We start from the raw sequence: 25,979 nt of genomic DNA, 5'->3' as shown, positions 1-25,979 counted from the left end.
TTGTGAGTTATTTCATGGGTTTTAATTGCGGTATTGTCGGCTTGCCGAACGTTGGTAAATCTACACTTTTCAATGCATTGACTAAAGCTGCTATTGCTGCTGAAAACTTCCCATTCTGTACCATTGAACCAAACACAGGCATCGTTCCTGTGCCAGATCCACGTTTAGACAAACTTACCGCGATTGTAAAACCTCAACGTGTCATTCCAACAACGATGGAATTTGTAGACATCGCAGGTTTAGTTGCGGGTGCATCTAAAGGTGAAGGCTTGGGGAACCAATTCCTTGCAAACATCCGTGAAACGGATGCGATTGCTCACGTTGTACGTTGTTTTGAAGATGAAAACGTTATCCATGTAAATGGTAAAATTGACCCGCTTGATGACATCGCAACCATCAACACGGAACTTGCACTTGCTGACTTAGAAACTGTGACAAAAACAGTGACTCGTTTAGCAAAATCTGCAAAAGGTGGTGACAAAGAAGCGCTTGCAACCAAAGCGGTTTTAGACAAAATTTTACCTTTACTTGATGAAGGCAAACCTGCTCGTGCAGCTGACCTAGACGACGACGAACGTAAACTGGTTCGTGGTTTTGGTTTAATGACTTTAAAACCAACCATGTATATTGCGAACGTTGCTGAAGATGGTTTTGAAAACAACCCGCATTTAGATGCTGTGAAAAAACTTGCAGCTGAAGAAAATGCAATCGTGGTTCCGCTTTGCAACCAAATCGAAGCTGAAATTTCACTGCTTGAAGATGAAGACCGTGCTGAGTTCCTTGAAGCTTTAGGCATGGAAGAACCAGGTCTAAACGTGGTAATTCGCGCAGGTTACGGTCTTTTAGGTTTACAGACTTACTTCACGGCGGGTGTACAAGAAGTTCGTGCTTGGACCGTTAAAGTGGGTGCAACTGCACCACAAGCAGCCGGTGTAATCCACACTGACTTCGAAAAAGGCTTTATCCGTGCTGAATGTGTTGCTTATAACGACTTCGTTCAATACAACGGTGAAGCAGGCGCGAAAGAAGCAGGTAAATGGCGTTTAGAAGGTAAAACGTACATCGTTCAAGACGGTGATGTTCTACACTTCCGCTTTAACGTATAAGTCGTTCCGAATATAAAAAAACCCGATACCCATCGGGTTTTTTTATAAGCTTAAACCAAGCTTAAAAACAGCATTAAATAACATATGAACACCTGATCCGTTTGGATCTCACACAATATTATCACTTCTATTCTTTCGTATTATCGCTAATTTAATCACAGGCACTAATGCCTTCATTGAACAAACGAAAATGAAAAAGATCAGCACATTTATTGCAGCAGGTTTATTCACAACGCTTAGCGCTACAGCATTTGCATGCCCACAAGGAGCAACACTGTCGGGTGGTACAGGTGCAAATCATAAAGGTGGTAAGTGCGTCGCAACCATGAACGTGACGAAACATGATCAGGCAATGAAACAAGCCAAAACGGCCAAACACGATCAAGCCATGAAACAGGATAAAATGGTGAAACATGATTCAATGAAAGCCAATGATGTGACCAATAAATCCCATAAAGATGCTCATGCTTCAAACCCGAATACACCCAAAGCTCAACCAGATATACATAAAGTCGCGAAGACATCTTAAAACAGCATAAAAAAAAGCCAGTGAAATTCACTGGCTTTTTTATCGATAAAATAATTCAGTTAATGTTATGCCACAGATACATGCTTGTTATCCATTGCAGCACGCTGTTTACGCGCTTCATCTAACATGCGTTGTTCAATGTCTTTTCTAAAACCAAGCATAAACACCATTTCCGCCAAAACAAATAATGGACCGATGGCTAGGCCAATCACATCATCCATAAAGGCCGGTTTTTTCTTCTCATAGAAATGCCCGACAAACTGGAACGCCCAGCCAACGACAAAAATACCAATACTGAGACCTAACCAAAGCCCCAAATCAAACTGTGCAATTTTATACGCCAATGGATAAGCCATGGCATAGATCACTAGCATGATCACACCAAAAATTCGATCTAAGCTTAAGTAGTAAACAATACTCGCTAATATCAAAACCATCGCCAAGGTAATTTCAAAACTGCCAATAGTCATGCCAGCTCTTGCGGTTAAACACATAATTGAAAACACAATCAGCGGAATACCAACAAAGTGGGTCACGATATTTTTATGATCAAGATGATAAGCTGCATACTGACTTAATAATTTTTCTAATTTACTCATACTGTATTTCCTTATTGCATGATATTGATCACGATATAGAATAACTTTAAAGGAAAACAGCCCATCAAGTTGTCGTCGACCTGACAAGTTGCTCGATCAATCACGAAAGGACGCGGAATGCTGGAAGTTCAACATCAACAACAGTTACTCAATAACAATTGGTTCGCCAAACTACCACAAGCCTATCAACAGTATATTGTGCAACATGCCAAATATATTGACGTTGCAAAAGACCAAGCTGTTTTTCGCTCTGGGGATTTATTTGATGGCATCTATGCAGTCTTGAATGGTGCCATTCGCTTAGGTCATGTCGACATTGAAGGTAAAGAAGCAGTTGCAGCAATTGCTGAACCGATTATGTGGTTTGGAGAAATTTCATTAATAGATCAGCAACCGCGTTCGCACGATGCGATTGCTATTCAAAAAAGCACCCTGCTCCATCTACCTAAACGCGATGTTGAGGAATTTATCCAAGCCACCCCAGAATTTTGGTTTCATATTGCACAGCTTGCTTCGCAGAAGTTACGTCTCGCCTTTTTAGAACTAATCGCAATCCAAAGTCAAAATATCAGTCAACGACTGGCTCAACGCTTACTGTTTATTTTAAGCGGTTATGGCAACCATCTATCGATTACCAATGATGAAATTCATTTATCACAGGAGCAACTGGCTCAAATGCTGATGTGTTCACGCCAAACCATCAACCAAGAACTTCAAAACTTAGAAAAACAAGGAATACTGGCAATTGCGTTTAAAAAGATTAAGATTTTAGATCCTGCAAAGCTGCATAGAATTGCACATAGCTCAGAATAAGTAATCAAATGTGCCCCTTAATAGTCCAACTCACAGTGATGAACCATATAAAATATTGCTACACGGCCTAACGTCTTGGCTATTTATCTCCCCGACTTGAAACTGCTGTCACCGTGTTTGACAGGCAGCTAATGCAAACATTGCAACAGCTAAATTTTTTAGATTAACTCTCAAAATTCGACTCAATTCCGATATTTTACTGCATTGGGATAATTTACTATTTTTACTATATTATGGCTTTGTTGCATAAAGATTTTAAAGATAGAGCTTTCCTAAGTTGCTCAAATTTAAGTGACAACTTGGGTATGAGGTCTGCCTAATTCTGTAAATTTATTTAACACGGCTATACGTGCATGAACTTCATTGACCTGACTATCAAAACTCCTTGCGCTGAGTTTATCGCCTAATAATTTGATGCAATGCATCTTAGTTTCGACCAAACTTCGGCGATGATAGCCTGACCATTTTTTCCATAATGTCCTGCCGAAACGTTTAACTGTTCGAAGTAATTCATTTCGCTCTCGCGAATGAACTTTGTTACCTTTCCAAGGCTTTGCATTTTTTCTTGGTGGAATCACCGCATGCACTTGCCGATCTGCAATGATCTGACGGCATTGCTTGGTGTCATAAGCGCCATCCGTATAAACAAAGTCAATCTGCTCATCTTTAGGGATCTGATCAAGCAAGTTTCCAAGAACCTGAGCGTCACTCACATTATTTGTTGTGAGCTGAACAGCCCGTATTTGCAGAGTTTTAGCATCTATGCCGATATGTAGTTTACGCCATTGGCGACGATATTCAGGTTGATGTTTCTTACGTTTCCACTCACCTTCGCCTAAAAACTTCAAGCCAGTAGAGTCCACTAATAGATGTAGCCCATCACTACTTTTCTGATAGCTAATCAAAATATCAATATGCTTTTGTCTTCTACAAAGTGTGGTGTAATCTGGTGCTGTCCAATCTAGACCACATAGTTTAATCAGGCTTTGAACAAAGCCGGTGACCATGCGTAAAGACAGACGAAATAAGGATTTAATCATTAAGCAGCATTGGATTGCTGCATCAGAATAGATTTGATTTCGCCCTTTTTTACCGATGGACGGAGCATACCATTGGGTCGCTGAATCAAACCAAATTGATATATTTCCTCGATTGATCAAGGCTTTATTGTAGGTCGACCAATTGGTTGTACGATAGATTTTTGGTGTGAGCTTATTCATTTGAAAATTATATTGTGGAATAAGTCTTTAGAGATACGTTTGTGCAACAAAGCCCTATATTATTCATTAAAGCTACAACCATAAAAAAGCGAGTTTTAAAACTCGCTTTTGGTCACACTATGTAGGTCTTAGACACCCACTTTTTTAGGGTCAGTATTGCCTAAACTTGGGTTATCAATTGCGCCCCGACATTGTGCTTTATCACGTTCATAATCGCTCTGTTTCTGTGCAACAGTTGAAGAACCGTCTAAGGTCTCACGTGCCCACACTTCTAAACTGGTCAAGGCCTTACGACACAGTGCGTATTTCCCTTCAGTCACTGAGTCTGTCATTTTGACATTAATACGCCAGTCCGTACTGAGTTTACGTGCAGGATGACGGACTTTAGCTTCAATCTGATCCAGTTGCTTGTTATAGACCAAGCCATCGACTTCATTGATAAACACCCAAGCACGCTGGGCATATTCCGTCGCATCATTGGTAATTTTTGGCGCAGCCTTAATTTCTACTTTTTGTTCAGGAGCTTGCTCTGACTGCCCACAAGCTTGCAAAAGTAAACTGCTTACAATGATTGCAGTCAGCCCTAAAGTACGTAATTCGAGCTTCAACATGGTTAAACGCCTCAACAAACAATTGGGCACTATGCTAGTGAATTCAGTTACAATACACAATCAATTTTGACCTATTGATAAAGTCTTCTTCAAGGTGTGTTGTGTCCGAACTTAATCCCACTCCTGCACAAGCTGCTGGCTTTTGGCAAGGGGCTAAGGATAGCCAAGCGATTATCTTTACCTATCTGCCTGTTTCTTTTGCCTTTGGTGTATCTGCAACCCAGTTTGGCTTTAGTGCATGGGAGGCTTTATTTTTATCCTGCTCAATGTATGCAGGAGCTAGTCAGTTTTTAGTGGTTGCACTATTGGGTAGTGGCACGTCTATTTGGATGACTGCCCTCACTGTGATTACCCTAGATATTCGTCACTTACTCTATGGCCCTGCGCTACAAAACTTAATTCAAGATAAACTGAACCTAAAGAAAACTGCTATATGGTCATGGGGGCTAACCGACGAAGTCTTTGCCTCAGGTATGATTAAACTGTCACAACGTCGTCAAGAGTGGTCTGAGTCTTGGATGCTCGGTTTAAGTCTGTTTAGTTGGCTCGCATGGGCTACAGGTTCTTTTCTAGGGGGAATGTTTGCAGACCAAGTCAGTCATTTACCCCAGTTTTTACAAGCCGCTCTAGACTTTTTATTACCTGCACTGTTCTTAAGTTTCTTATTGGCAGCTTTTGAAAAGAAACACACTTTTGTGGTGGCTGTGACCATTCTTGTATCTGCCATTGCCTGCTATTTTATTGACTTATCTGCTGCGATTTTTATTGGTATCAGTTCAGGTATATTTGCTGGTTTGTTTAAGCACTATGTACTGAAAAAACCAGACCCTGAACATATGGGAGATCAAGCATGAATATCGAAATTATTTTGGTCGGCATTGTAGTGGGTATTGCAAATTTTGCTTCACGCTTTGGCCCATTCTTCGTCATTCAAAAGTTCCAGCAAGGTTCACAAAAGCGCGGTGCCTTATGGTTAAAAATCGCATTGGGTTCGATTGGTATCGCGGCGATCAGTTCGATGCTCGTGGTTGCCACCTTGCCACCACTGTTAGATACACCCAATAAAAGTTTTGCCATGTTGGTCGGCTTCATCGTATTAGCTGGACTTTATTTCAAGTTTAAGCAAATTGTCCCCGCTACACTCATCGCAGCGCTTAGCTACGGCTTGGTCTACACCTATATTCCTATGCCTTTTTAACCCATATCTGACATCTTTCAGAACTTGAAGTGCTATTTGAAACGCTCAGCTGTGCAAGTCATTTCCAGCTTGATTGGAAAAGTTTATTTAGCAACATTTTGCATGAAAATTTTGACTTTGGAATACACCGCTTTATAAAAAAAATTGTTGGACAATATCATTAATTTATGTGAATGAACCCTGAACACTTTTAAGAGTTCTGCTATGCTAAAAGCCCATAAAATCAAGCATGGATGATTTACATGAGCGTTACTATTGGTACTCCACTTCAGCCTTCAGCATTTAAAGTTCTGCTATTGGGTTCTGGAGAGCTTGGGAAAGAAGTTGTGATTTCTTTACAACGTTTAGGTGTAGAAGTTCATGCTGCTGACCGTTACGATCATGCTCCTGCAATGCAAGTGGCACACTATGCCTATACCTTAAATATGGCAGATGCGACAGCGCTTAAACAACTCATTCAGGACGTTAAGCCGAATTTAATTGTCCCTGAAATTGAAGCCATTGCGACACAAGTATTGGTTGAAATCGAACAAGAAAATATTGCCACAGTCATCCCCTCTGCAAAAGCGGTCAATTTAACCATGAACCGTGAAGGCATCCGTCGTTTAGCTGCCGAAGAACTGGGCTTACCGACATCGGCTTACCGTTTTGCAGATACTTTAGAATCTTTCCGTGCTGCATGTGATGACATTGGTTATCCAAACTTTGTTAAACCTGTCATGTCCTCTTCTGGTAAAGGCCAATCCCGCGTAAAAGAATTTTCAGAAGTAGATGCTGCTTGGGAATATGCACAAACAGGTGGTCGTGTAAATCAAGGAACAGTAATTGTAGAATCACAAATTGATTTTGATTTTGAAATTACGCTATTAACAGTACGTTCAAAAAACCCTGAAACAGGTGAAATTGAAACTTCGTACTGCGACCCAATTGGTCACCGCCAAGACGCAGGCGACTATGTTGAAAGCTGGCAGCCTCAAGCTATGTCACCAGTGGCCCTCGACGAAGCAAAACGTATTGCCAATAAAGTCACCATCGCATTGGGTGGCTGTGGTATTTTCGGTGTAGAACTCTTTGTCAAAGGCGATAAAGTGTGGTTTAGTGAAGTATCACCACGCCCACATGACACAGGTCTTGTGACGCTTGCCTCTCAGTTCCAAAGTGAATTTGAACTACATGCACGTGCGATTTTGGGTCTGCCTGTCAATACAGCACGTCATAGCGTTGCTGCGAGTGCCGTCATCTATGCAGGCGTAGATGATAATAACTTATCTTTTTCTGGCTTAAATCTTGCTTTGGCAAACCCAAATACTGATTTACGCATTTTTGGAAAACCAGAAGGCTTTACACGTCGCCGTATGGGCGTTGCGACAGCACGTGCTGAAACAACCGACCAAGCGCGTGAACTGGCGGCCGAAGCTGCTGGACTAGTGAGCGTTCATCAAAATTAAGCGTTGTTAAAATATACGGATACGGTTCATGATCAATACTTCTCCACTGCTTAACTATGTCAGCAGCAATCACGACATCAAAGCGATTAATCAATGGCGTAGTGATGTCGAAAATCAATTACAAGAAAGTTTTGATCATGGCCAATCCATCCGCGATATCATTTTAACGCGTTCAAATATGACCGATGAAGCACTTATTTTCCTATGGAAATATGCAAAACTCGATCAGACAGACTTAAGTTTATTTGCTGTAGGTGGTTACGGTCGCCGAGAGATGCTGCCTTACTCTGATGTAGACATCATGATCTTGTCTGAGGATGAGTTTAGCGAAGAACAAGAGAAAATCATTTCAGTCTTTATTTCCTCACTTTGGGATGTCGGCAATTTCAAGCCCGGCATTAGTGTACGTACCATTGCCAACTGTGTTGAACAAGCAACCTCCGACTTAACTGTTGCTACTGCCCTCATTGAGTCCCGTTTAATTACAGGCAATGAACACTTAGCCAAATGGCCACGACGCATTGTTTCACAAACATGGACAGACAAGACCTTCTATGATGCAAAAATGGAAGAACAGGCCAAACGCTATGCACAGCATAACTTTACGGAAAGTAATCTAGAGCCTGATATTAAAAACGCGCCGGGTGGCATTCGGGACATTAACCAAATTGGTTGGATTGCTAAGCGGCATTTCCGCGTCAACCGTATTTATGACTTGGTGCACTTAGGCTTTATTTCAGAGTTTGAGTTAGGGGTATTAGAAGAAGCCGAAAGCTTCCTCTGGGAAATTCGTCATCACCTACACCGCCTCACTAAACGTGATGAAAACCGTTTACTGTTCGACTATCAACGTGACATTGCCGCAAAGTTTGGCTATGTGCGTGAAGAAGGCAAATCACCGAATTATCCAATTGAACAATTCATGAAGCGTTATTATCGAAGCGCTCAACAAGTCACCACGCTGAATGAAATGCTGTTGGCTTATTTCAATGAATCTGTGATTACCCCACGCCTACCGAACTATGAGCGTAACATTGAGGAAATCAATGAAAATTTTAAACTGGTCGACGGCAAACTAGCCGTTCAACACCATAAAATTTTCTCTGAAATTCCAAGTGCTATTTTAGAAATTTTCTATATATTGGCCAATCGACCTGAAATTACAGGCATTCGCGCGCGTACGCTACGTTTGTTAATTTTGGCAGCTAAACGTATTGACCAAAAATATAGAGATAATCCAGCGCATCAAGCCCTGTTTATGGCCATCATTCGCTCACCCCATCGTTTATATGAAACCATGGTGGCAATGAAACGTTATGGCGTTTTAGGTAACTATATTCCTGCATTTGGGCAGATTATGGGGTTGATGCAATATGACTTGTTCCATATCTATACGGTCGATGCACACACCTTATTGTTACTGCGGAACTTAAACCGTTTCAAAGAACCCGAGTTTGCCAAGGACTTCCCTGTCGTGAGTTCGGTGTTCCAACGTCTAGCACGTCGGGACATTGTCTATTTGGCTGCTATTTTCCATGATATCGCCAAAGGCCGTGGTGGTGACCACAGTGAGCTAGGTGCAACCGATGCCATTGAATTCTGTCGTAGTCATGGTTTTACCGAACGTGAATGCAACCTTGTCGCATGGCTCATCCAAAACCATTTGCTCATGTCTGTCACTTCTCAAAAGAAAGACATTTCTGACCCCGATGTGGTTAAAGCTTTTGCTGAGAAAATGGGCGACATGGAACATCTCGATTATCTATATACGTTGACTGTTTCAGATATCAATGCAACCAATCCTTCACTTTGGAATACGTGGCGCGCTTCTCTCATGCGTCAGCTCTATACGCATGCACGTGACGTGATTCGCTCAGGGTTAGGCCGTCCTGTGGATTATCAAATGCTCATCGAGGACACCAAGTTTTCTGCCAGCGAACAACTGGTCGAAGAGTTTGCACTAGATGATGTCGAAAAAGTCTGGCAAGAACTGGGGGATGAATATTTCCTCAAAGAATCTGCTGATGAAATTGCTTGGCACACACGTGCTATTTTACAGCACGGTGACAATCCTGAACCACTTGTTTTGATGCGTGCACAGCGTAAATTTGCTCAAGATGCAGTACAAATCTTTATTTATACCCAAGATCAGCCCAACCTGTTTGCAACAACGGTTGCTATTCTCGATCGTATGAACTTGGATGTACAAGATGCGCGTATTATTACCGCGACCAAAGCATTTAGCTTAGACACTTATGTCGTGCTTGACCGTTTTGGTACGCTGTTAACCGACCCTGAACGTGAAGCAAAAGTGCTATCAGCGTTAAAAGATGCCTTAGCCAATTCAGATAAATACCCTGGGCTCATGCAACGTCGCATCCCACGTCAGCTACGCCATTTCGACATTGAAAACACCGTTGATATTACGCTGAATGAAGCACTGCAACAAAACATGGTCGAAATTGCAACACTTGACCATCCCGGCTTACTTGCCAAAGTAGGCGGGTTGTTTATGATGCAAGGTCTAGATATTCACTCTGCTAAAATTGCCACCCTAGGTGAGCGTGCCGAAGATATTTTCTTTGTCACCAAAAAAGATGGTCAACCCATGACCGAAACCGAAGCTGAAACTTTTGCTGCACAACTAAAATCAGCCTTAGATGAAGCCTCTAGTCAGGTCTGTGGTCAACATTAACAATACACACTGGTATTTTGTTTCATGAACTCGAGTTTATCCCTTTTACATCCTTATCCTTTTGAAAAGTTGAATAAACTATTTCAGAATATTACTCCCGCAGACTTACCCCTCATTCCACTCTCGATTGGTGAGCCTAAGCATCCTGCACCCGAGTTTGTGAAACAAGCCATTATCGATAATTTTCAGCATTTATCGACCTATCCAAACAGTAAAGGTATACCCGAATTACGCACCAGTATTGCAAATTGGCTGACCCGTCGTTTTCAACTCAATCAGATTAGTGCAGAAAACAATATATTGCCTGTTTCGGGCACACGTGAAGCAATTTTCTCTTTTGTGCAGGCATTGGTAAATCGTGAAGATGCGCCTTATGTGGTTATGCCTAACCCGTTCTACCAAATTTATGAAGGTGCAGCCTTACTTGCTGGGGCAAAACCGTATTTTGTAAATTGCACCGAAGAAAATGGTTATCTCGGTGACTTTGATGCTGTTCCTGCTGAAGTCTGGGAAAAAACAGCCCTGTTATTTGTCTGTACACCGGGCAACCCGACTGGTGCGGTGTTATCAAAAGAACAATTCAAAAAATTAATCGCACTGTCAGACCAATATGGTTTTGTGATTGCATCGGATGAATGCTATTCAGAGCTTTGGTTTGATACTGCACCTGTGGGCCTACTCGAAGTTTGTGCTGAAATAGGCCGAGATGACTACAAAAACTGTGTCGTATTCCACTCACTGTCTAAGCGCTCAAACTTACCGGGTATGCGCTCTGGCTTTGTCGCGGGTGATGCAGCATTGCTCAAACCTTATTTACAATACCGTACGTATCATGGTGCGGCGATGCCTGTACAGCACCAATTGGCTTCGATTGCAGCATGGGATGACGAAGCGCATGTTGAAGAAAACCGCGTGCAATATCGTGCAAAATTTGATTTATTTCAAAAGGAATTGGGCCATATACTGCCCCTACAAAAACCAGATGCAGGTTTTTACTACTGGGTAAAAGTAGATAATGACGAAACTTTTGCAAAAATGCTCATGGAAAAAGCACATGTCAAAGTACTTCCAGGACGTTACTTGTCACGCGATACTGAGCAAGGTAACCCAGGCGAAAACCATGTACGTCTTGCGCTAGTTGCAGATCTTGCACAGTGTGAACAGGTGATTAAACGCTTAAAAGCGATTTTATAAATCAGTTCATCTAAAAAAGAAAACCTCCTATAACGGAGGTTTTCTTTTAATCAACTCTAAAAATGAGAGGCCTAATATATGTCCCTTATTTTTAATCATCCAGATATCATGAGCATGTCTGGAACAGGATTACACGCATGTTCTACATGTGCAGGAACCAATACCAAGGTACCCGCGTCTATTTGTTGCGTTCCACCGAAGTGGCTAGTGAAAATACTGTTGCCTTGATCCACTGCTCCAATTGAAAATGTCGGATGACTATGAGCTTTATAACAAGCACGACTTGCACATGCCCGACGTGTTTCCACATAAGGCATGTGCGGGTCACTCCAAAATTCAACTGAAGTACCTTGCTCTTTCATCACTGACGACACATCAACCAATTATTGTTGTAATGCTTTTTCAATATCTGCCTGAATGGCTTCAGGCTTGGTGGTTGGCGCATAACGATTAATTACTTTGCCATCCTTACCAATCAAGAATTTTGTAAAATTCCACTTAATGCCGCTGCCGAGAATCCCTTTGCTGTTATTGGTTAAATACCGGAATATGGCGTGGGCTTCAGGGCCTTTAACATCAACTTTGGAAAACATGGGAAAAGTCACCCCATAGTTTTTCTGACAATACGTTCCTATTTGCTCATTGCTACCCGGATCTTGCCCCCCAAACTGATTACAAGGGAAGCCTAACACCTCAAACCCTTGTGCATGATATTGCTCATAAATTTTTTCTAGTCCAGCAAATTGTGGTGTAAAACCACATTTACTGGCCGTATTGACGATGAGCAGCACTTCGCCCTCATAGTCAGCAAAGGATTTATTTTTTCCATCTAACAATTCCGCTTCAAACTGATAAATGTTGGTCATGGATAAGTATCCTCATCACTTTTTTCTTGTGTTTCTAGTTCTAATGAAGCCGAGTTTACACAGTAACGTAAACCTGTAGGCTCAGGTCCATCTGTAAAAACATGGCCTAAATGAGCATCACAGTGATGACATACAATTTCGGTACGCACCATGCCATGTGTTGTATCTTGATGCTCTTCTATCACAGTCGTATTGAGTGGCTTATAAAAACTTGGCCAGCCGCAACCACTGTCATATTTATTTTCAGAATTAAATAATGGCGTACCACAGCAGCGACATACATAAGTCCCTGCTTGTTTAGTATTCCAATATTTCCCCGTAAAAGCTGGCTCCGTCCCCTTTTGTCGCGTAATGCGAAATTCGTCAGGTGATAACTCTCTTTGCCATTCTCGGTCTGTTTTATTGAGTTTTCCCATGATTACGTCCCTTTCTATCTTGCTATTTAAAATAGGATAATCCTATATTTACGTGATTCATCTTAAAATTTCTAGTGTTTAGTTCACAATTTACAAAAGACCTATAATTCCAATAAAAGCAAAAAGAAAGCATTTTATAAAAGAGGTAAGCAATTTATTTTCTTTAATGCTTTTTTGTGAGCAAATTTAATGTTAGTCTTATTGACATTCTTGCTCAGGATTAAAAAAATGTCGCAAAAAAAGAGCGTTATTTTTAAACATCTACTGCCTGTGATTAAACAATATCAACAGGTGGGATTTACGCATGAAAAAATTGTTGCTTTACTTAGAGATGAACATGATCTCGATCTAGTGACAACTGAAACATTTAAAAGCTATTTATACCGTTATGCAAAAGTGACCTCCACTCTTTCCGAGAACATCAAAATGCCGAACACTCTCCACACCCCACGCGAAATAAAAAAATCGTCTAAGCTCGAGCATGTATGCTACGACATCCGTGGACCAGTGTTACGAGCGGCCAATGAAATGGAAGAAGCCGGCCATAAGATTATCAAACTCAACATTGGTAACCCTGCACCGTTCGGTTTTGAAGCTCCTCAAGAAATTATTAATGATGTAGCTTTAAACCTGCCAAATGCAGTGGGTTATACCGACTCAAAAGGGATTTTCCCTGCGCGTAAAGCCATCTGTCAGTACTATCAGCAAAAAGGCATCTTAGATATGCATGTCAATGACGTGTATATCGGCAATGGTGTCTCTGAATTGATTGTGATGGCCATGCAAGGCTTGCTAGATGATGGTGACGAGATGCTCGTGCCTATGCCTGACTACCCCCTTTGGACGGCTGCGGTCAATCTTTCAGGTGGTACAGCCATTCATTATAAATGTGATGAAGAAAACTTTTGGTATCCCGATATTGCGGATATGGAGAGTAAAATCACACCACGTACCCGTGGTATCGTGATTATTAATCCAAACAACCCAACAGGTGCAGTTTATCCACGTCATGTACTTGAGCAAATCGTTGCATTAGCTAAAAAGCATGATTTGATTTTGTTTGCAGATGAAATTTACGACAAAATCGTTTATGACGGTATTGAACATGTTTCTGTAGCAGCATTAGCGGGTGACAAACTCTGTATCTCTTTCAATGGTTTATCTAAAGCATACCGTATTGCGGGTTACCGTTCAGGCTGGATGGCCATTACAGGCGATAAGTCTCGTGCAGTCGACTATATTGAAGGTTTAGACATGCTCGCTTCTATGCGTTTGTGTGCCAACCACCAAGCGCAGTATGCCATTCAAACTGCTTTAGGCGGCTACCAGTCAATCAATGATTTAATTCGTCCAGGTGGTCGTTTATACGAACAGCGTAATATCGCTTGGCAAATGTTGAATGACATTCCAGGCGTATCGTGTGTTAAACCTGAAGGCGCAATGTATTGCTTCCCGAAATTGGACCCAGAAATCTATCCAGTTCAGGATGATGAAAAACTGATGCTTGATCTACTTCGTGCGGAAAAAGTACTTCTGGTTCAAGGCACAGGCTTTAACTGGCCAACACCAGATCATTTCCGCGTAGTGTTCTTACCTGCTGAAAATGAACTACGTGAAGCCATTACCCGAGTAGGCCGTTTCCTTGCAAAAATGCGTTAATTGATCACTTAAAAAAACCGTACTTTATGTACGGTTTTTTTATTTACAAAACTGTAATACTTGACTTTTTAAGTTTGGCATAAGTTTAAATTAAGCAGCCACATTGCTGTGATTCCATGTAAATGATGGGGAGTCGCTTATGGGGACAATTGCGGTAACATCTTGGAAATACAATGCTTCCACACGCTATTTAAAAATTTTCTATGCCGATGGTTCAGGCGAGCTGTACCACCCTGTGCCTGAATTTATTTATAACAACTTAGTTCGATGTAATAATAAAACAGCCTTTGTTCATAAATATTTAGAATATGATTTGCACTTTACGCGCTTAAGTATTCATTAATTTTTGAATCTCAAACAATCAGGATTTATCCTGATTGTTTTTCATGATCGCACGTCACCACCAACAAGCCCGCACCAATCGCTAATGTAGACAGGTTAAACTGCTCATCCTGCTGAATACGCGCGATGAAGTCCGTGACTTGATCAGCATGAGATAAAACATTATCAACCACCAAAACTCCGCGTGAAACACACATTAGTCGTTTCAAATCTGGCCAATAGTCGACATAAGCATCACGTTCAGCATCTAGCAATATAAAATCAAAGATGGCTTGCGACTGCTTCAAATATTCAGCTGCATCACCCACCCAAAACTCAACACCATTGGATAAATTGAAATCTGCAAGATGACTCGCGGCTTGTTGACTTCTGTCAGCATCAATTTCCAAAGTGGTTAATCGAGCATTTACTTGTTGCACTGCATAAGCCAACCATAAGGTTGAGTAACCTGTTGATGTTCCTATTTCTAATATCTGCTGAGGCTGCTGAATATGAACCAGTTGCGCCAAAAATTGTGCAGACTCAGGCTCAATATTGCGAAAGCGCGCAATTCGATCTGCTTGCGTACTGTCATGTTCTTGAAAGCGTTGATATAAGGCCGATACTTTACTCAAAAATTCTGCACGCATAATCAAATCCCCTCTACTTTACTAGCGTTGTTTATACTTCTTGAATCAGTTTAAAGCGCTCAACTTCACGGTCATCTTCTAGCATTACCGTTTCAGTAAACATGGCAAGTGGACGTACCCAAATCGAGTAATCACCATATAAACACTGATAAACCACCAGTTTTTCTTCGGTTTCACTATGCGTCGCTACATGTAAAACTTGATACAGTTGCCCTTTATAATGTTGATAGATACCGCGCTGTAATTGCATCACTTGCTTCCCTATTTTTTAATTGTCTTGATCATACCTAATTTATACGGCTTAAACTGCAAATCACTTGAAAAATCATTTAAATCCCCCATATAGCTTTATGAAATGATTGAAGAAAATATCTTTAAATCTATAAAACCGATTGCTAAAATAAAAACAAACTGTTTTATCTATTTTTAGATTTACTCTATGATTCTTTTATCAAATAATTTTACAGACTGCTTTGGAGAGCTTAACAATGTTAGATCAAAATACTTCAGCTCAATTAAAAACACTTCTTGAACGCCTTGAAGCTCCGATTGAATTGGTTGCGACTTTGAACGGTTCTGAGAAATCAGACAAAATCAAAGAATTGGTTGAAGAGGTTGCAGCACTGTCTCCGCTGGTGACTGCACGTTTTGATGGTCAAAACTCACGTGCACCTAGCTTTGGTGTGGCAAAAGCCGGTGAAGAGCCTCGTGTCTTCTTTGCGGGTTTACCGATGGGACATGAGTTCACCTCTTTGATTTTGGCATTGTTACAAACCTCAGGTTATGCACCCAAAGTATCGGATGAAGTTTTAGCTTCAATCAAAGCTTTGGGCATCCAGTCTGACTTTGACGTCTTTGTGTCTTTAAGCTGTCATAACTGTCCAGACGTGGTGCAAGCGTTGAACCTGATTGCTATTTACAACCCAGGCACGACAGCAACTATGATTGATGGTGCATTCTTCCAAGATGAAGTTGAAGAACGCAAAATCATGGCTGTACCGATGGTGTTCCAAGACAATAACCATATCGGTCAAGGCCGTATGACCTTGGAAGAAATTATTGCCAAACTGGATACCAATTCCGCAGCTAAAGAAGCTGAAAAACTCAATGCCAAAGATGCTTTTGATGTTTTAGTGATTGGTGGTGGTCCTGCGGGAAATACCTCTGCCATTTATGCTGCACGTAAAGGTATTAAAACAGGGATCGTGGCTGAACGGATGGGTGGTCAAGTCATGGATACCATGGACATTGAAAACTATACCTCGATTCAAAAGACTCAAGGGCCGAAGTTTGCTGCTGAAATGGAAGCACATGTGCGTGAGTACGGTGTGGACATCATGAACTTACAACGTGTTTCTAACATCAAAGGTGCAGATGAGACCGCGAATGGCTTGGTTGAAGTCACTTTAGAAAATGGTGCGAAGCTTGAATCTAAAACTGTGATTCTTTCAACAGGTGCACGTTGGAGAGAAATGAATGTGCCAGGCGAAGCAGAATACCGTACCCGCGGTGTTGCCTACTGCCCACACTGTGATGGTCCACTGTTTAAAGGCAAACGTGTAGCCGTAATTGGCGGGGGGAACTCAGGTGTCGAAGCAGCGATTGATCTTGCTGGGATTGTTGAACATGTAACTTTGGTTGAGTTTGATACCAAACTACGTGCTGACCAAGTGTTGCAAGACAAGTTACATAGCTTGCCTAATACCACAGTGATCCTAAATGCACTCTCGACTGAAGTTGTGGGTGATGGTAAGCAAGTGACAGCATTGAAATATAAAGATCGTGCAACTGATGTAGAACATACGGTAGAGCTTGCAGGAATCTTTGTGCAAATTGGTTTATTACCAAACACCGATTTCTTAAAAGAAACAACGGTTGAGCTTTCAAACCGTGGTGAGATTGTGATTAACGATCGCAACGAAACCAATGTCAAAGGTGTATTTGCTGCAGGTGACTGTACGACTGTGCCATACAAGCAAATCATCATTGCCACAGGTGAAGGCGCGAAAGCATCTCTGTCTGCTTTTGATTACATTATTCGTTCTGGTGTGTAATTCACTCAGACTATTCTCAGCTAAAGGCTTATAGGCAACTCCGCTTATAAGCCTTTTTATCACGCTGTTTTTTATAAAAAATTACATTTTTTTAACAATAATGCAGTCTGCTTTACATTCAAAGTAGATTATATTTTGCCCAACCCCTACTTTTAGGTATAAAACGAAAAGGATATGAAAATGAATAAATTACTTATTGCCTTAGGTCTTGCTGCTGTTGTTGCTTTAGTGGGTTGTTCAAAAGAAAAAGCACCTGAAACAGGTGCAACGACAGGTGAACACCTTGAAAATGCTGCTGAACAAGCAGGTCATGATATTAATAGCGCGACTAGTGAAGCAGTATCTGACACTCAAAAAGCAGCGGATGAAGCAGCTGCAAAAATTGGTGCTGCCGCTGACGAAGCTGCTGCGAAAACTGAAGCTGCTGCTGAAGATGTTAAAAATGCCTCTAAAGAAGCAACAGCTCATGTTGCTGGTGCAGTAGAACAAGGCGCTGCTGATGTGAAAGAAAAAGCACAATAATATTTCTAAGCTTAAAAAAGCCTCCCACTCGGAGTAATGCCAGTCAGTTAAGAAATTGACTGGCATTTTCTTGGGTACTTTTGAGGCTTTATTTTGACGACTCTAGGGCATTGCCTTGATCTTCTTTCAGGCAAAACAAACATTTTAGACTGTTCCAGCAAACGCTCTAAATGCTTGGGCAAATTCCCTGCCGATTCCAGCGGAGTATGCCTTAATATATTGATAATGCTGATTGAAGCAATATGGAAACTGATACGCAAAGGGCTGACTTTCGCCCGTTGAGCCATAAATTTCATTTGCCTTCTAAGAATATTATAAGCAATCAATACACCCCATAATTCCTGATACACCAATTCAGGCTGCTTGCTTCTTAAATGCATCCCATCTTGCAGGTCGCTCTTGATTTCACGGTAGCACATCTCGATTTCCCAGCGCTGAGCATACAGCGTACTGACCTCTTCCAGAGGATAAGCCTTTGAATCTAATAATGATGTAACGTATCGTCTAACCCTTCCAGACTGTTCAGTTTCAATCAGGCGGGCTTCCCAATAGTCACCTAAATCCGGATTCAGTTTCTTCGCTCTTGGAGAAACAGGCATTCTGATTTGAAAGTCATGCGCTGAGTTTTTCCTGATAATTTCATAGCGCAGATTGTCTTTAGCCCGCATAAGCCAATGGCAGTTTTCCCGAGACTGCCACCCTGATAAGAAATCAGCAGAGAAGTAGGCCCGGTCAAATAAAGTCAGGCTATTTGCAGGCACTTTCAATTTCTTCGCTAAAGTCAGCTCGCCTTGATCCATACTTCCAATCCCGGCATCAATCACTTCATGAGTATTGGTGTTGATCAGGCAAACCGCTCTGGCTTGCGGCCAAGGTGCTGCTATCGTTTTGCCTTTGGAAGAACCGAAGTGCCTGAAGTTCTCATCTGTGTGGGGCATGGACCAGACGGCTCCATCTACAGCGCAGATGCTTAGGCCATGAAAGGCGGAATATTGCGGCTGAGAATCTTCAAACCATGTCTGACTCAGTGTATTGAACAGGACATTTAAAGGCTCCAGACCCAAGCGCTGTCTGGCCTGCACTGATGCGCTTGGGGCGCAGCTTTCAGCCGTGCCAAAAACCAGCTGCAGCTGCTGAACAACATACCAGATGGGCTGGTCGCGGAACAATGCAAGTCCAATAACTAGCCATACAGCATGCTCTGCGGGGAGTTTTCTTTTTCTGACCGATGCTTTCCCGGTCCGTTTTAAACAGTCTTCAATCCAGTTTAAATCAATTAATTCGCTAAAATTAGAAAGTGAAGGAGCTGTCTGCTGAAATGCTGAACTTAAATTCTGAGAAAAAGTCATAAAAAAATGAGCGTATCTGGATACGCTCATTTTTACCGCATTTCAGCTATTTTGTCTTAACTGATCAGCATTATCCCACTCGGAGGCTTTTTTATGGGCTGTGCTATAGTAGAGGAAACATGCATTATTAAACAAATCATAATTTTAAAATTTGAGGATGATCTATCGTCATGTCCTATTCTCACCATGTTGAACCTCATTTAATTCATCGTACTGGTTGGCTACGTGCAGCGGTTTTGGGTGCCAATGACGGCATCATTTCAGTGACCAGTTTGATTATGGGGATGGCAGCCAGTGGCGCAACAAGCCATACCTTACTCATCACGTGTATTGCAGGGCTCATTTCAGGTGCAAGCTCTATGGCTGCGGGTGAGTATATTTCGGTGAAGTCTCAATCAGATATTGAAGAAGCCGACTTAAAACATGAAGCCAGAGAATTAGATAAAAACCCGCACTTAGAACTTAAAGAACTGACTCAAATTTATATACAACGTGGACTAGAACCCGCACTAGCGCATGAAGTCGCAGTACAACTCAGCGCACATGATGCACTGTCTGCACATGCCCGTGATGAAATAGGCATCCATGAAAATACCAGTGCCAAGCCGCTTGAAGCCGCGGGTTCTTCTGCCCTAGCCTTTTCACTAGGTGCTCTGTTTCCCATGCTGGCCATTCTCTTAAGCCCTCAAGGTTATCTGACTCAGTCAGTTGCACTCACAGGGGTACTATCGTTATTCGGTTTAGGGGCTTTATCGAGCTACTTTTCTGGGACTTCTATGTGGACAGGTGCATTTCGTGTGACACTATGGGGAATTTTTGCGATGCTGTTTGCCAGTTGGATTGGCTCCCTATTTAATGTGCATGTTTAACGTCAACAACACGAAAAGCGATAGCAGACTACCTATTTAAAATGTAAAAAGTCCATGGATTGAATGGGCTTTTTACTATTTACAGCATCATTTACCATCAACTTTAAGCTTGCACATTTTTCTCTGAGCCACTACTCAGATGCACTATTACTGATGATTGAAGTTCAATTCTACAGGTGCAACAGCTTATTTTTTAATTAGCATGAATTGCTTAACGTCTATTCCCCTTCCCATAACAGCCCAAAACATCATAGAAAATGATGAGTCAACGCCTTACTTACATCTCGCTAGATTGTTTTTTCATTCATATAACGCCAGTAGCGTTTAGGAACATATTGCACATGTAGTTTGATATTTGCTCTTGCCTCGATGTTGATACTTTTAAAATAATCTTTCCATAACTGGTCATACAGCAGCTCATCATCATCTAATTCAACACTAAAGGACTGACTGTGTCCGACTTTGTGTGCATGATCAATTTGATCCACATCCATCTTCACCTGATGCACAGCTGTCAAATCATAATAAATTCCAAAATTTCTTCTTTCATCATAAATCAACCATCTTTGATCTTGATATCGGTTTCTAAAATGTGGTTCTATCAGCGGTAAAACATTAAAATCTGGCTGTACCAAACTTAAAAACAATCCATCCTGACATTTTTTAAAGCGGACAAAAGCTTCCATACGGTGCTTTTCTCTGCCCACTTGCTTGGCCCACTGCGAAACAGCCAATATATCCGCATGCGCATAGTTACGATCTACAGAATGTGTATTTTTAAACACATAGATACAGAAATTAAAAAGATGTTGATGTGCCTGTTCCTGCTCAGACAGAAAGCAATAATAAAAAGATCGCAGACTCTCAGCTGTGATTTTTTGTTTTAATCCCCGCCAAACTCGCTCTGCGTGTTCGTCATTTGAAGCAACCTCAATACACTCATCAAACAAGCTGGCTTGTGAATTGTTAGATGCAAGCTTGACGTCAAAATCTTTAAACTGAAAGCTTCTATATACACAACTCAGTAGTCCAGTCATGCTTTGATCAAAGTGATATGTCGACATACTAAAAACCAAAGCCTAGTTGAGGCGAAAGCTGTTTTTGATATTTGGATTGCCCCGATTGCAAAATGTGCTGCCGAATCTGGTTCGCTTGTTGTTCTTTTTTAAACTTTGGCGTATCTGCACAGCGAATAAAATGCTGTGCCCGATTGTAAGCAATTCCCATACGCTTTAGTTGATCGATATGAATCTGCCCAAAACGACGAGCTTGCACAATTTTTTTAGCCGATTGCACCCCTATCCCCGGAACACGTAAAATCATACGATAGTCTGCATGTTGAATATCAACAGGGAAATGCTCAGGGTTACGTAGTGCCCAACTTAGCTTCGGGTCGATGTCCAAATCTAAATTCGGATGCTGATCATTCACAATTTCCTGCGCATCAAAACCATAGAAACGCATAAGCCAATCCGACTGATACAGCCGATTTTCTCTTAATAATGGCGGTGCAGAACCCACGACAGGAAGCATTTTTTCCTGTTCATTGATTGGGATATAGCCTGAAAAATACACCCGTTTGAGCTGATACACTTTATAATGATGATCTGCCATTAAAATAATATCTTTGTCTGTTTCTTGATGTGCGCCCACCACCATCTGAGTGGTTTGTCCAGCGGGTACAAACTTCGGCACATGTTGAATCACACGCCGCTCATCCATCAACTGAATTAAGCGATCGCGTACAATGCCCAAGTCCTTTTGTACTTCTGCATGTGATTTTTCAGGTGCAAACTGTTTTAAACCAACTTCTGTCGGCATTTCTAAGTTAACCTGAGTTCGATGAAATCCACTTAACCTTTTAGCATATTTTGGAAAGTTGGCTTATTGGGGTTCAAACAATAAGCCACTACAGCAGCCATGATATTCACCATGAAGTTATTTACCGAACGATGACGTGAATGTTCAAGTTGATGTAAATTTTTTAATTGATCATTCACTGTTTCGATCAATCCTCTTCTGCAAAGTAATTGTTTTTCTTCTTCAGTTTGGATGGGTTTATTTTTCATATTCCGACGTGATGGGGTCAATATTTTCAGTCCTCTTGCTGCTAAAGCTTCGGCTTTTGCTTTGCTCAAATAGCCTTTGTCTCCGAGTAGGATCCCTTTTAATTCTTGAGTTAAAGATTCTAATATAGCAACATCATGAACATTTCCCGATGTCAGCTTGAGATTAATAATTTCACCTAAATTATTGATAACGAGATGTAATTTAAAACCATAAAACCAACCCGTACTACTTTTTCCACGACCGGCCAAGCCTTTAAATACACGATGCCTTTTAATCCGAAGATTATGGCAAACTACCAATTTAGTGGAGTCAATGATACTGATTCCCGTATCTTTTCCTTTCACCTGATGGAAGAAACTACTCAGAGCTTGCAAACAACGGGGCATGATTTCAATAAATCGGTTGTAGCTAAGCAGTTTAGGAAAAGCAGATTTCCAGAATGGAACGATCATTTGGCAATAAAAATATTTGAAGAATCTAAAACCGGATTGATGAAATAAAATGACAATGGTCATTGCTTCAGACAAGCTTAAAGCTGACTTTTTCAACCTGGTTTTTTGATTAGAAATTAAAGCTTTCTCTAAAGATTCATTAAATTTTTTGCAGAAATCATCCAAAATACAAAATAATTCGGTAATATGATCCATTGAGAAGCCTTGTTTTATAACATTTTGTCTTGAGAACCAATATGTTACAAAAACAGGGCTTTTTTTCTACTCTTTTTTTATATCGAACTCAGGTTAAGTTAATACTCATGCGGTCTACATATAAGCCCGCCTCGGAAATAATCTCTTGGGAGGCACCAGGTATCGTTTTTAGGTGAATATAACCATTAAAGTTCTCTTCAAGGCGTAACTTTTTCACCACTTGTAGCATTCGCTCCATAGTGAAATCAGCTGATTTAAAAATACCTGAACTGAGAAATAAACCTTCAATATAATTTCGGCGGTAAAAGTTGATGGTTAAATCCACCACTTCTTGTACAGTAAAAGCGGCTCGTTTGACATCATTAGAGCGTCTAGAAACACAGTACGAACAATCAAAAATACAGACATTTGAAAATAGAATTTTAAGCAATGAAACACAGCGACCATCTTCTGTATAACTATGACAGATACCGTTTCCTGTATTCCCCAAACCTTTGCCTTTGTTTTTACGATTGCTACCACTGGACGAACAGGACACGTCATATTTAGCTGCATCAGCTAAAATCTGTAGCTTTTCACGGATACGATCGGTCATGACGGTCCTCAGTAAAATCTAAAAATAAAAGTATAAAAAATTTCAGACTAAAAGCATTACCAATACACATACCCAACGACATGGATTGTCGCTAAAAACCGAAAAATAAACGTGATTGCTTTTAGATATTTTTCGAGAAAATACTGAATATTATTTGCCAATTTTGCAGTGCTTGGGCAAAGTGTCTATATGTAAAAGGAGCAAGTACATGTCTTTATTATTAGAACGCCTTGAAATTAAACATCCTATCTTCCTTGCACCGATGGCTGGTGTTTCCACACCAGAGCTTGCGGCGGAGGTTTCAAATCAAGGCGGGCTAGGCTCACTTGGATTAGGTGCAAACACCGCAGAAACCGCACGTAGCCAAATTTTAAAAACCCAAGCACTGACCGAACAACCTTTTCAAGTTAATTTTTTCTGTCATCAAAGTGTCGAACTTGATCCAGCTATCGCACAAACATGGATTGATTTTGTAAGACCTCATTTTGAACAATACGATGCAGCCCCCCCCACGCAACTGCACTGTATTTATCCTAGCTTTTTGGACAATGATGACTTTTTAAATGTTGTACTTGAAACTCGCCCTAAAGCCGTCAGTTTTCACTTCGGTATTCCCCATCCGCACCAAATACAGGCGCTAAAAGACGCTGGCATTTTAACCATGGTTTCTGCAACCAACTTAGCGGAAGCACGGGCCATTGAAGCAGCAGGAATTGATTTTATTATTGCTCAAGGCATAGAAGCAGGTGGACACCGCGGGATTTTTAATGAACATTTTGATAGTGCAATACGTACGGTCGACCTCGTACAATTACTGACGCAGCACTGTCGGTGCCCGATTATTGCTGCGGGTGGCATTATGAATGGTACACAGGCTCAGCAGATGTTAAGCCTCGGCGCGAGTGCGGTACAGTTGGGGACAGCTTTCGTACAATGCAAAACGTCGAATGCCAATGATGCCTACCGTCATGCACTTTTCCATGAGCACATCACACAAATAAGTGCCAGTATTTCAGGTCGCCCAGCTCGCGGCTTACTGGGTCACTGGCATACCCAGATTGATCTACCGAACCGCCCTGCTGTTGCTGCATATCCCTACTGTTATGATCTTGGAAAACAATTACATGCCGCAGCAAGTAAACAAGGCGATCAAGGCTTTGGTGCATTTTGGGCAGGTACGAATGTTTCGCAAATTCGTGCCATGGAAGCACCTGACTTAATTAACCAATTGTTGGTTGAAATGCAACAAGTCAGTTATTAAGGGCTTTGTTGCACAAAGATTTCATAACTATATGATTTTAAAAGTTTTGATTATTTTTTGATCCAAAATTAAATCTATTTAAATCAGATGCTTACATATTTATGCAACAAAGCCGTTATTAAGTCTCATTATTCACTCAAAGCTCCATACGTGGAGCTTTGTTTATTTGGTTTCTAACAAATTGACCTGTTCAACCTGTACGTCATTCATGGTTTCACCATGTATGAGTAATTGGTCAAAGTAGTCAGCGACCACTTTAAATTGTTCAGTTGTACTTTCCACTTTGTACATGTTCTGGCGAAATTCATTACTTGAACGTAAACCTTTGGTGTACCAAGCAATATGTTTACGTGCAATTCGGCAGCCAGAGTATTCCCCGTAAAATGTGTACAGTTCAGCAAGATGTCCAAGTAGAACTTCTTTTACTTCTTGAATGCTTGGTGCTGCCAAATGTTCACCTGTCTCCAAATAATGTGCGATTTCACGAAAAATCCATGGACGCCCTTGCGCAGCGCGACCAATCATAATTGCATCTGCACCAGTATAATCGAGTACATATTTGGCTTTTTCTGGACTATCAATATCCCCATTGGCAACCACTGGTATACGAATGAGCTGTTTAGCCTCTTTAATTAAATCATAACGAGCCGTGTTCAAATACATGTCTTCACGGGTGCGCCCATGCAACGCCAACGCGGCAATACCCGCCTCTTCAGCACGTTTCGCTACACGTAAGATATTTTCATGACCATTCAAAAAACCCAAACGAGTTTTAAGTGTGACAGGTACATCAACTGCAGCCACAACTTCATCCAAAATTCGAGCCACCAAGTCTTCATCTTTTAAAAGTGCAGAACCCGCCAGCTTATTACAGACTTTCTTGGCAGGACACCCCATATTAATGTCCACAATTTGAGCACCATTTGAGACCTGATATCGTGCAGCTTCCGCTAACTCTTTGGGATCTGATCCTGCAATTTGTGCTGAAATAGGCGCCAATTCACCATCAAAATTAGCACGATATAAGCTTTTTTTACTCATCCGTAACGTTTGGTCTGATGTCATCATTTCACTGACAGCATGCCCTGCACCAAAGTATTTGCACAGAGACCTAAATGGACGGTCAGTTACGCCTGCCATCGGAGCGACCCAAAGTTTCTTACCTATTGGTTTATCAAACAATTCTTTAATTACATTGTTTTGACTCAATTTCTTTAACCTCGTTTAACTTCTTTGAATCGCTTTTTATTGACTTCTAGCAGCTTCCTATTTGCACCGCTTAAAAGT

25 protein-coding genes and 3 pseudogenes are annotated in these 25,979 nt (G+C 41.3%); 14 read left to right on the top strand and 14 right to left on the bottom strand.

All coding sequences use genetic code 11. The features are described 5' to 3' along the window. Positions 1–14: 14 nt before the first annotated feature. Both ychF and AC4CU3_RS16575 read left to right on the top strand, forming a co-directional pair. Entirely contained in the window at positions 15–1,106 is a 1,092-nt protein-coding gene (gene ychF / locus AC4CU3_RS16580) for a redox-regulated ATPase YchF (RefSeq protein ID WP_178928937.1), read from the top strand. 190 nt (positions 1,107–1,296) lie between these two features. Continuing rightward, positions 1,297–1,635, top strand: a complete 339-nt coding sequence (locus tag AC4CU3_RS16575) for a hypothetical protein (protein ID WP_078426512.1) — start codon at positions 1,297–1,299, stop codon at positions 1,633–1,635. Between the two features lie 65 nt (positions 1,636–1,700). Here the strand turns inward: AC4CU3_RS16575 and AC4CU3_RS16570 are convergent, their stop codons facing one another. Further along, entirely contained in the window at positions 1,701–2,234 is a 534-nt protein-coding gene (locus AC4CU3_RS16570) for an Mpo1 family 2-hydroxy fatty acid dioxygenase (protein ID WP_178928938.1), read from the bottom strand. Positions 2,235–2,351: 117 nt separating this feature from the next. On the opposite strand from AC4CU3_RS16570, the gene AC4CU3_RS16565 reads away from it, so the two are divergent. Then, positions 2,352–3,047 carry a Crp/Fnr family transcriptional regulator gene (locus tag AC4CU3_RS16565; protein WP_178928939.1) on the top strand — a complete coding sequence of 232 codons (696 nt, stop codon included), beginning with the start codon at positions 2,352–2,354 and terminating at the stop codon, positions 3,045–3,047. Between the two features lie 287 nt (positions 3,048–3,334). Here AC4CU3_RS16565 and AC4CU3_RS16560 read toward each other — a convergent pair whose 3' ends face one another. Next, positions 3,335–4,267: an IS5 family transposase gene (locus AC4CU3_RS16560; protein WP_058870086.1), complete on the bottom strand. Its 933-nt coding sequence runs from the start codon at positions 4,265–4,267 to the stop codon at positions 3,335–3,337. A 128-nt stretch (positions 4,268–4,395) separates the two neighbouring features. Then, positions 4,396–4,878, bottom strand: coding sequence for a hypothetical protein (locus AC4CU3_RS16555; RefSeq protein ID WP_178928627.1), 483 nt, complete (start codon positions 4,876–4,878; stop codon positions 4,396–4,398). Between the two features lie 101 nt (positions 4,879–4,979). Between AC4CU3_RS16555 and AC4CU3_RS16550 the strand changes: the two genes are divergently transcribed. The 5 genes from AC4CU3_RS16550 to dapC all read left to right on the top strand — a co-directional run bounded on the left by AC4CU3_RS16550 (position 4,980) and on the right by dapC (position 11,413). After that, a complete protein-coding gene (locus AC4CU3_RS16550) occupies positions 4,980–5,732 on the top strand; it encodes an AzlC family ABC transporter permease (RefSeq protein ID WP_058869498.1) in 753 nt (250 codons plus the stop codon). Continuing rightward, entirely contained in the window at positions 5,729–6,076 is a 348-nt protein-coding gene (gene ygaH, locus AC4CU3_RS16545; RefSeq protein ID WP_058869497.1) for an L-valine transporter subunit YgaH, read from the top strand. Before AC4CU3_RS16550 ends, ygaH begins: the two co-directional genes overlap by 4 nt. A gap of 233 nt (positions 6,077–6,309) precedes the next feature. Further along, positions 6,310–7,524: a formate-dependent phosphoribosylglycinamide formyltransferase gene (purT, locus tag AC4CU3_RS16540; protein ID WP_178928625.1), complete on the top strand. Its 1,215-nt coding sequence runs from the start codon at positions 6,310–6,312 to the stop codon at positions 7,522–7,524. Positions 7,525–7,552: 28 nt separating this feature from the next. Continuing rightward, positions 7,553–10,219: a [protein-PII] uridylyltransferase gene (glnD, locus tag AC4CU3_RS16535; protein WP_279044159.1), complete on the top strand. Its 2,667-nt coding sequence runs from the start codon at positions 7,553–7,555 to the stop codon at positions 10,217–10,219. A gap of 24 nt (positions 10,220–10,243) precedes the next feature. After that, a complete protein-coding gene (dapC, locus tag AC4CU3_RS16530) occupies positions 10,244–11,413 on the top strand; it encodes a succinyldiaminopimelate transaminase (RefSeq protein WP_490738409.1) in 1,170 nt (389 codons plus the stop codon). Between the two features lie 116 nt (positions 11,414–11,529). Here dapC and AC4CU3_RS16525 read toward each other — a convergent pair. The 3 genes and pseudogenes from AC4CU3_RS16525 to msrB all read right to left on the bottom strand — a co-directional run. Next, positions 11,530–11,775 (bottom strand): annotated as a pseudogene (locus AC4CU3_RS16525) (AraC family ligand binding domain-containing protein); the annotation flags it as partial. A 21-nt stretch (positions 11,776–11,796) separates the two neighbouring features. After that, positions 11,797–12,279 carry a glutathione peroxidase gene (locus AC4CU3_RS16520; RefSeq protein WP_004980122.1) on the bottom strand — a complete coding sequence of 161 codons (483 nt, stop codon included), beginning with the start codon at positions 12,277–12,279 and terminating at the stop codon, positions 11,797–11,799. After that, positions 12,276–12,695, bottom strand: coding sequence for a peptide-methionine (R)-S-oxide reductase MsrB (gene msrB, locus AC4CU3_RS16515; protein WP_005399615.1), 420 nt, complete (start codon positions 12,693–12,695; stop codon positions 12,276–12,278). The genes AC4CU3_RS16520 and msrB overlap by 4 nt, the downstream gene beginning before the upstream one ends. Positions 12,696–12,923: 228 nt before the next feature. On the opposite strand from msrB, the gene AC4CU3_RS16510 reads away from it, so the two are divergent. Together AC4CU3_RS16510 and AC4CU3_RS16505 are read left to right on the top strand one after the other, a co-directional pair. Next, positions 12,924–14,354: a pyridoxal phosphate-dependent aminotransferase gene (locus tag AC4CU3_RS16510; RefSeq protein WP_279044158.1), complete on the top strand. Its 1,431-nt coding sequence runs from the start codon at positions 12,924–12,926 to the stop codon at positions 14,352–14,354. A gap of 139 nt (positions 14,355–14,493) precedes the next feature. Then, positions 14,494–14,697, top strand: a complete 204-nt coding sequence (locus tag AC4CU3_RS16505; RefSeq protein WP_004980128.1) for a KTSC domain-containing protein — start codon at positions 14,494–14,496, stop codon at positions 14,695–14,697. Between the two features lie 25 nt (positions 14,698–14,722). Here the strand turns inward: AC4CU3_RS16505 and AC4CU3_RS16500 are convergent, their stop codons facing one another. Both AC4CU3_RS16500 and AC4CU3_RS16495 read right to left on the bottom strand, forming a co-directional pair. Next, positions 14,723–15,325 carry an O-methyltransferase gene (locus AC4CU3_RS16500; RefSeq protein ID WP_373430693.1) on the bottom strand — a complete coding sequence of 201 codons (603 nt, stop codon included), beginning with the start codon at positions 15,323–15,325 and terminating at the stop codon, positions 14,723–14,725. 31 nt (positions 15,326–15,356) lie between these two features. Next, on the bottom strand, positions 15,357–15,575 hold the full coding sequence (locus tag AC4CU3_RS16495; RefSeq protein ID WP_004693482.1) for a DUF1653 domain-containing protein: 219 nt from the start codon (positions 15,573–15,575) through the stop codon (positions 15,357–15,359). Positions 15,576–15,813: 238 nt separating this feature from the next. Between AC4CU3_RS16495 and ahpF the strand changes: the two genes are divergently transcribed. Beyond that, a complete protein-coding gene (ahpF, locus tag AC4CU3_RS16490) occupies positions 15,814–17,379 on the top strand; it encodes an alkyl hydroperoxide reductase subunit F (RefSeq protein WP_178928622.1) in 1,566 nt (521 codons plus the stop codon). Between the two features lie 180 nt (positions 17,380–17,559). Continuing rightward, positions 17,560–17,901: a hypothetical protein gene (locus AC4CU3_RS16485; protein ID WP_004980136.1), complete on the top strand. Its 342-nt coding sequence runs from the start codon at positions 17,560–17,562 to the stop codon at positions 17,899–17,901. Positions 17,902–17,948: 47 nt separating this feature from the next. Here the strand turns inward: AC4CU3_RS16485 and AC4CU3_RS16480 are convergent, their stop codons facing one another. Next, entirely contained in the window at positions 17,949–19,250 is a 1,302-nt protein-coding gene (locus AC4CU3_RS16480; RefSeq protein WP_039891156.1) for an IS4 family transposase, read from the bottom strand. A gap of 170 nt (positions 19,251–19,420) precedes the next feature. On the opposite strand from AC4CU3_RS16480, the gene AC4CU3_RS16475 reads away from it, so the two are divergent. Further along, positions 19,421–20,119 (top strand): VIT1/CCC1 transporter family protein, encoded by a 699-nt coding sequence (locus AC4CU3_RS16475; protein ID WP_125273371.1) that lies wholly within the window; start codon positions 19,421–19,423, stop codon positions 20,117–20,119. Between the two features lie 287 nt (positions 20,120–20,406). Here the strand turns inward: AC4CU3_RS16475 and AC4CU3_RS16470 are convergent, their stop codons facing one another. From AC4CU3_RS16470 to AC4CU3_RS16455, 4 genes and pseudogenes are all read right to left on the bottom strand, one after another. Further along, a complete protein-coding gene (locus AC4CU3_RS16470) occupies positions 20,407–21,183 on the bottom strand; it encodes a TIGR03915 family putative DNA repair protein (protein WP_178928621.1) in 777 nt (258 codons plus the stop codon). Position 21,184: 1 nt separating this feature from the next. After that, positions 21,185–21,961: pseudogene (locus AC4CU3_RS16465) on the bottom strand (radical SAM protein); the annotation flags it as partial. A gap of 11 nt (positions 21,962–21,972) precedes the next feature. After that, positions 21,973–22,836, bottom strand: a complete 864-nt coding sequence (locus AC4CU3_RS16460) for an IS982 family transposase (protein WP_004679438.1) — start codon at positions 22,834–22,836, stop codon at positions 21,973–21,975. Positions 22,837–22,930: 94 nt separating this feature from the next. Beyond that, a pseudogene (locus tag AC4CU3_RS16455) lies at positions 22,931–23,431 on the bottom strand (4Fe-4S cluster-binding domain-containing protein); the annotation flags it as partial. Between the two features lie 208 nt (positions 23,432–23,639). Between AC4CU3_RS16455 and AC4CU3_RS16450 the strand changes: the two are divergent. Further along, positions 23,640–24,692 (top strand): NAD(P)H-dependent flavin oxidoreductase, encoded by a 1,053-nt coding sequence (locus AC4CU3_RS16450; RefSeq protein ID WP_058869485.1) that lies wholly within the window; start codon positions 23,640–23,642, stop codon positions 24,690–24,692. A 162-nt stretch (positions 24,693–24,854) separates the two neighbouring features. Here the strand turns inward: AC4CU3_RS16450 and dusB are convergent, their stop codons facing one another. Next, on the bottom strand, positions 24,855–25,874 hold the full coding sequence (dusB, locus tag AC4CU3_RS16445) for a tRNA dihydrouridine synthase DusB (protein WP_262470896.1): 1,020 nt from the start codon (positions 25,872–25,874) through the stop codon (positions 24,855–24,857). Positions 25,875–25,979 lie beyond the last annotated feature (105 nt).

This window comes from Acinetobacter sp. 802_lipA (genome assembly GCF_058242885.1).
The sequence above is the reverse complement of the archived record's forward strand: the minus strand, read 5'-3'. Positions and strand labels throughout refer to the sequence as shown.

Coding starts and splice junctions, on each gene's coding strand:
- AC4CU3_RS16560 (WP_058870086.1), bottom strand. CDS start 4,267: ATGAATAAGCTCACACCAAAAATCTATCGTACAACCAATTGGTCGACC.
- AC4CU3_RS16555 (WP_178928627.1), bottom strand. CDS start 4,878: ATGTTGAAGCTCGAATTACGTACTTTAGGGCTGACTGCAATCATTGTA.
- AC4CU3_RS16475 (WP_125273371.1), top strand. CDS start 19,421: ATGTCCTATTCTCACCATGTTGAACCTCATTTAATTCATCGTACTGGT.
- dapC (WP_490738409.1), top strand. CDS start 10,244: ATGAACTCGAGTTTATCCCTTTTACATCCTTATCCTTTTGAAAAGTTG.
- AC4CU3_RS16460 (WP_004679438.1), bottom strand. CDS start 22,836: ATGGATCATATTACCGAATTATTTTGTATTTTGGATGATTTCTGCAAA.
- AC4CU3_RS16570 (WP_178928938.1), bottom strand. CDS start 2,234: ATGAGTAAATTAGAAAAATTATTAAGTCAGTATGCAGCTTATCATCTT.
- AC4CU3_RS16565 (WP_178928939.1), top strand. CDS start 2,352: ATGCTGGAAGTTCAACATCAACAACAGTTACTCAATAACAATTGGTTC.
- AC4CU3_RS16470 (WP_178928621.1), bottom strand. CDS start 21,183: ATGTCGACATATCACTTTGATCAAAGCATGACTGGACTACTGAGTTGT.
- AC4CU3_RS16485 (WP_004980136.1), top strand. CDS start 17,560: ATGAATAAATTACTTATTGCCTTAGGTCTTGCTGCTGTTGTTGCTTTA.
- AC4CU3_RS16495 (WP_004693482.1), bottom strand. CDS start 15,575: ATGCAATTACAGCGCGGTATCTATCAACATTATAAAGGGCAACTGTAT.
- AC4CU3_RS16500 (WP_373430693.1), bottom strand. CDS start 15,325: ATGCGTGCAGAATTTTTGAGTAAAGTATCGGCCTTATATCAACGCTTT.
- msrB (WP_005399615.1), bottom strand. CDS start 12,695: ATGGGAAAACTCAATAAAACAGACCGAGAATGGCAAAGAGAGTTATCA.
- ychF (WP_178928937.1), top strand. CDS start 15: ATGGGTTTTAATTGCGGTATTGTCGGCTTGCCGAACGTTGGTAAATCT.
- AC4CU3_RS16450 (WP_058869485.1), top strand. CDS start 23,640: ATGTCTTTATTATTAGAACGCCTTGAAATTAAACATCCTATCTTCCTT.
- AC4CU3_RS16480 (WP_039891156.1), bottom strand. CDS start 19,250: ATGACTTTTTCTCAGAATTTAAGTTCAGCATTTCAGCAGACAGCTCCT.
- AC4CU3_RS16505 (WP_004980128.1), top strand. CDS start 14,494: ATGGGGACAATTGCGGTAACATCTTGGAAATACAATGCTTCCACACGC.
- AC4CU3_RS16510 (WP_279044158.1), top strand. CDS start 12,924: ATGTCGCAAAAAAAGAGCGTTATTTTTAAACATCTACTGCCTGTGATT.
- purT (WP_178928625.1), top strand. CDS start 6,310: ATGATTTACATGAGCGTTACTATTGGTACTCCACTTCAGCCTTCAGCA.
- ahpF (WP_178928622.1), top strand. CDS start 15,814: ATGTTAGATCAAAATACTTCAGCTCAATTAAAAACACTTCTTGAACGC.
- ygaH (WP_058869497.1), top strand. CDS start 5,729: ATGAATATCGAAATTATTTTGGTCGGCATTGTAGTGGGTATTGCAAAT.
- glnD (WP_279044159.1), top strand. CDS start 7,553: ATGATCAATACTTCTCCACTGCTTAACTATGTCAGCAGCAATCACGAC.
- AC4CU3_RS16520 (WP_004980122.1), bottom strand. CDS start 12,279: ATGACCAACATTTATCAGTTTGAAGCGGAATTGTTAGATGGAAAAAAT.
- AC4CU3_RS16575 (WP_078426512.1), top strand. CDS start 1,297: ATGAAAAAGATCAGCACATTTATTGCAGCAGGTTTATTCACAACGCTT.